This is a genomic window from Streptomyces europaeiscabiei, assembly GCF_001550375.1.
Classification (GTDB): Bacteria; Actinomycetota; Actinomycetes; order Streptomycetales; family Streptomycetaceae; genus Streptomyces; species Streptomyces europaeiscabiei.
The window spans coordinates 1-3,430 of record NZ_LRTR01000365.1; the positions used below are offsets into that span (position 1 = coordinate 1).

Here is a 3,430-nt window from a genome sequence, read left to right on the forward strand (position 1 = left end):
GCCGCCGCCAGGACGTCGTCGACCGTCGTGAGGCCGCCCAGCTCGGCGCGTGTGGCCCGGCCCAGGGAGGTCACCGCGCCCTCCGCGCGGGAGCGGGCCCGGCAGTGGAAGGCCAGCTCGCAGGCGGCGAGGCACTCCGGGGCATAGGAGGCGGACAGCGCCTCGACGGCCGTCGTCAGCCGCTCCTGGGGGAGGTCCGTGGCGAAGCAGGTGCCCTCGGGGAGCGTGTCCGCGATCTCCTCGATGCGGGTCAGCCGAGCCAACTGGCGGCGCGTGACCGCCCGTTGCTTGCGGATGTCCACCGCGGCGGCCGTCGGGAGGTTGGTGAAGTCCTTGGGGCAGACCAGCAGCACCCGGTGGCGGACCTCGGGCGCGGGGGCGCCCTTGCGGGCCTCGCCGCCGAGCCGGGCGGCGACCTCCTCCAGCGCCAGCACGTACACCGCGGACTGGCGGGCCGCCGCGCCCACCTTCGCGGCGTCCGCCGAACCGTCCAGCATCGGGAAGGACTTGATCTCGACGACCGACCAGCTGCCGTCCGGGTGGACCACCACCGCGTCCGGCTCCAGGAACGCGGGGGTGCCCGCGACGTCGAGCGCGAACATGGGGTGGTCGAGCAGCGCCCAGCCGCCGGCGTCCGTGGCCTCGCGCAACGCCAGTGCCGTACGGGCGGCGCGGCCCTCGGGGCCCACGGCCGTGAGGTCGGGGACCTTGGCGGAGGTCGGTGGCTCGGCGCCGGGGTCCAGTCTCTCGTGCACCAGCCGCAGCAGCTCCGCGCCGCCGTCCGCCTTGACCTTGGCCTCGAAGGCGTTGCCCCGCATGAAGGCGAACTGGGACTGGCCGAAGGCGGAGGGCGAGCCGAGCGCGTCCGCCAGCACCGCCTTGTTCACGCCCGCGCCGTCCAGGAGCGCGCGGCGCTCACAGCCCGGGTTGGCCGCGAGCGCGGCGAGGGCGCGCGCGTCCAGCGACTTGGGTGGAACCTCGGGTCCGCGCAGCTCAGCGAGCCGCTGCCGCAGCGCCGTCCCCTGCTTCCGAGGGGGCGGCACCCGGCTCGGGTTCGATGATCCGCTGCCGTGGAATTCGCTCACCCGGGGAAGTCTGGCACCCGGCACTGACAATTGGGGAAACCGAGCGGCGAGAGGCGGCCGTGGCTGGAACGACGGGCTCCTTGCCGTGCTGTCGGTCACCGTCGCCGAACCGGCCCGTGGCCATCGTCGGGAGTCCGAGCGCCGTGCGACACCGGTCCGCGGTCCGCAGCACCAGCGGTGCCAGCAGCAGGCCCGCCCCCATCACGGCGGCGCCCGCCACCGCGTCGAGGAAGTAGTGGTTCGCGGTGCCCATCACCACGATCGTGGTGATCAGCGGGTACGCGACGGCGGCGGTCCGCACGAGGCGTGAGCCGCCGCCGAAGCGCCAGAGGATCACACCGCACCACAGGGCCCAGCCGACGTGCAGGCTCGGCATCGCCGCGTACTGGTTCGTCATGCCGCCCAGACCCCGGGGCGCGCTGGCCTCGCCGCCCCACCAGCCCCACGAGCTGTACTGGGCCATCGTGTCGACGAAGCCGTGGGACGGGTCGAGCAGCCGGGGTGGGCAGGTGGGGAGCAGGGTGAAGCCGATGAGGCCGATGAAGGTGGAGGTCAGCAGCCAGGTGCGGGCCGCGCGGTAGCGCACGGTGCGGGACCTGAAGAGCCATACCAGGAGCGCGGGCGTGACCAGGTAGTGCAGCGACGCGTACAGGAAGTCGGCGGGTATCCCGATCCAGGGCTCACGGGTGAACAGACGGTTCAGCGGATGCTCGGCGTTGAGCCACAGGGCCTTCTCGATCCGCAGGATCGACAGGCCGTGGTCGACGGCGTGGGCGGTGTCGCCGCGGGCGAGCAGTCGGCCGGCCGAGTACGCCCCGTACACCAGCAGGATCAGCGGCAGCTCGGTCCACCAGCGGAGCCGCGCGGTCGGCGCCCCCTCGGTAACCGGTGCGCCGGCCCTTCTGGTAACCGGTGCTTCGGTCGCCTCGGTCTGCGGCATCCGAACGTCCTCCCCCATCTGCGTGCCTCGGTGTCCACCCGTGTGCGGTGTTCATCTGTGTGTGGTTCAGCTGTGGCCCATGTGCAAGACGATGTCCAAGACGCAGAGATCGCCTTCCGGGTTGCCCCCCGACAGCGTGAGCGATGATGGAGGCATCCGCCTCCCAATTCTCCCTTCTCGCAGAAGGCCCCCGGAAAGGTCGCTCATGGCACCGCGCATTCTGCTGGCCCGGCACGGACAGACGGAATGGTCCCTGCTCGGGAAGCACACCGGCAGGACGGACATTCCGCTCCTCGAAGAGGGGCGGCGCGGTGCCAAGCTCCTCGGGGAGCGTCTTCACCGGGCGCCCCTGGACGGGCTGCCCGGTGCCGACGTCCGGACGAGTCCCCTGTCCCGCGCGCGTGAGACCTGCGATCTGGCCGGCTTCGGTGACCGGGCCACCGAGTGGGACATGTTGATGGAGGTGGACTACGGGGCGTACGAGGGGCTGACCCCCGCCGAGATCCAGGCCTTCCGGCCCGGCTGGCTCATGTGGCGCGACGGCGTTCCCGAGGGGGAGACCCTTCGGCAGCTCTCCGCGCGCGCGGACGAGGTGGTCGCGTGGGCGCGGGGCGAGGACCGCGATGTGCTGGTCTTCGCCCACGGGCACATCCTTCGGTGCATAGCCGCGCGCTGGCTGGGGCTGGACCTCGACTTCGCGGCCCGCATCCGCCTCAACCCGACGTCCCTGTCGGTACTCGGCTGGGCCTACGGAGACCCGGCGATCGAGTCCTGGAACGACACGGGGCACCTGTCGTAGCTGCGGGGTGGGTCTGCCTGTCATCACTGCGCCCACCCGTGCCGCCCCCAGTGGCACGACTGCCCGCAGCTACGACAGGCGGCTGTCTACGCGCTCCGCGCGACCCCCGCGTGCCGTTCCAGGAACGCCGACACCCCCGTGGCCCGGCGGTGCGGCAGCAGCACCCGAGCCGTCCCCGCGAGCATCTGCTGGACGCGGGAGGACTGGACCTCGTCGAGGAGGTCGAGGACCCGCATCCCGGCCGCCGCGGCCTCGTCGGGACGCCCCCCGCGCGCGAGGTCGTCGGCGAGTTCGGCGGTGTAGAGCGCGATGTTGCGCGTGAAGTGCGGGTTCTGCAGACCGGCCGCCCGGCGCGCGTGCCGGGCCGCCCGGGGCCAGTCGCCCAGCGTGGACCAGCACTGCGCCTCCAGACCCTCCAGCTCGGCCTCCCCGTAGAAACTCATCCACTCCGGGTCGGCCTCGGCGGTCCCCCGCCCGTAGAGAGCGTGCGCCCGGGCCAGCGCCTGCTCGCACCCGGTGCGGTCGGCGAGCCCCGCCCAGCCGCCCGCCTCCCGCAGCGCCAGCAGGGACATCAGCCGTGGCGACCCCAGCGGCCGGGCGATCCGC

4 protein-coding genes are annotated in these 3,430 nt (G+C 73.1%); 1 reads left to right on the top strand and 3 read right to left on the bottom strand.

The features are described from left to right. Together AWZ10_RS17275 and AWZ10_RS17280 are read right to left on the bottom strand one after the other, a co-directional pair. Positions 1-1,043: hypothetical protein (locus AWZ10_RS17275; protein ID WP_060891505.1), on the bottom strand; the 1,043-nt coding region annotated here is incomplete at its 3' end. Then, positions 994-2,025: a phosphatase PAP2 family protein gene (locus AWZ10_RS17280; protein ID WP_060891506.1), complete on the bottom strand. Its 1,032-nt coding sequence runs from the start codon at positions 2,023-2,025 to the stop codon at positions 994-996. The genes AWZ10_RS17280 and AWZ10_RS17275, both read right to left, overlap by 50 nt. Before the next feature lie 205 nt (positions 2,026-2,230). Here AWZ10_RS17280 and AWZ10_RS17285 point away from each other — a divergent pair, with 205 nt between their 5' ends. Then, positions 2,231-2,824 (top strand): histidine phosphatase family protein, encoded by a 594-nt coding sequence (locus tag AWZ10_RS17285; protein WP_046708793.1) that lies wholly within the window; start codon positions 2,231-2,233, stop codon positions 2,822-2,824. 86 nt (positions 2,825-2,910) lie between these two features. Here the strand turns inward: AWZ10_RS17285 and AWZ10_RS17290 are convergent. Further along, on the bottom strand, positions 2,911-3,430 hold a 520-nt coding region (locus AWZ10_RS17290), incomplete at its 5' end, for an NsdA family TPR-like regulatory protein (RefSeq protein WP_482258104.1).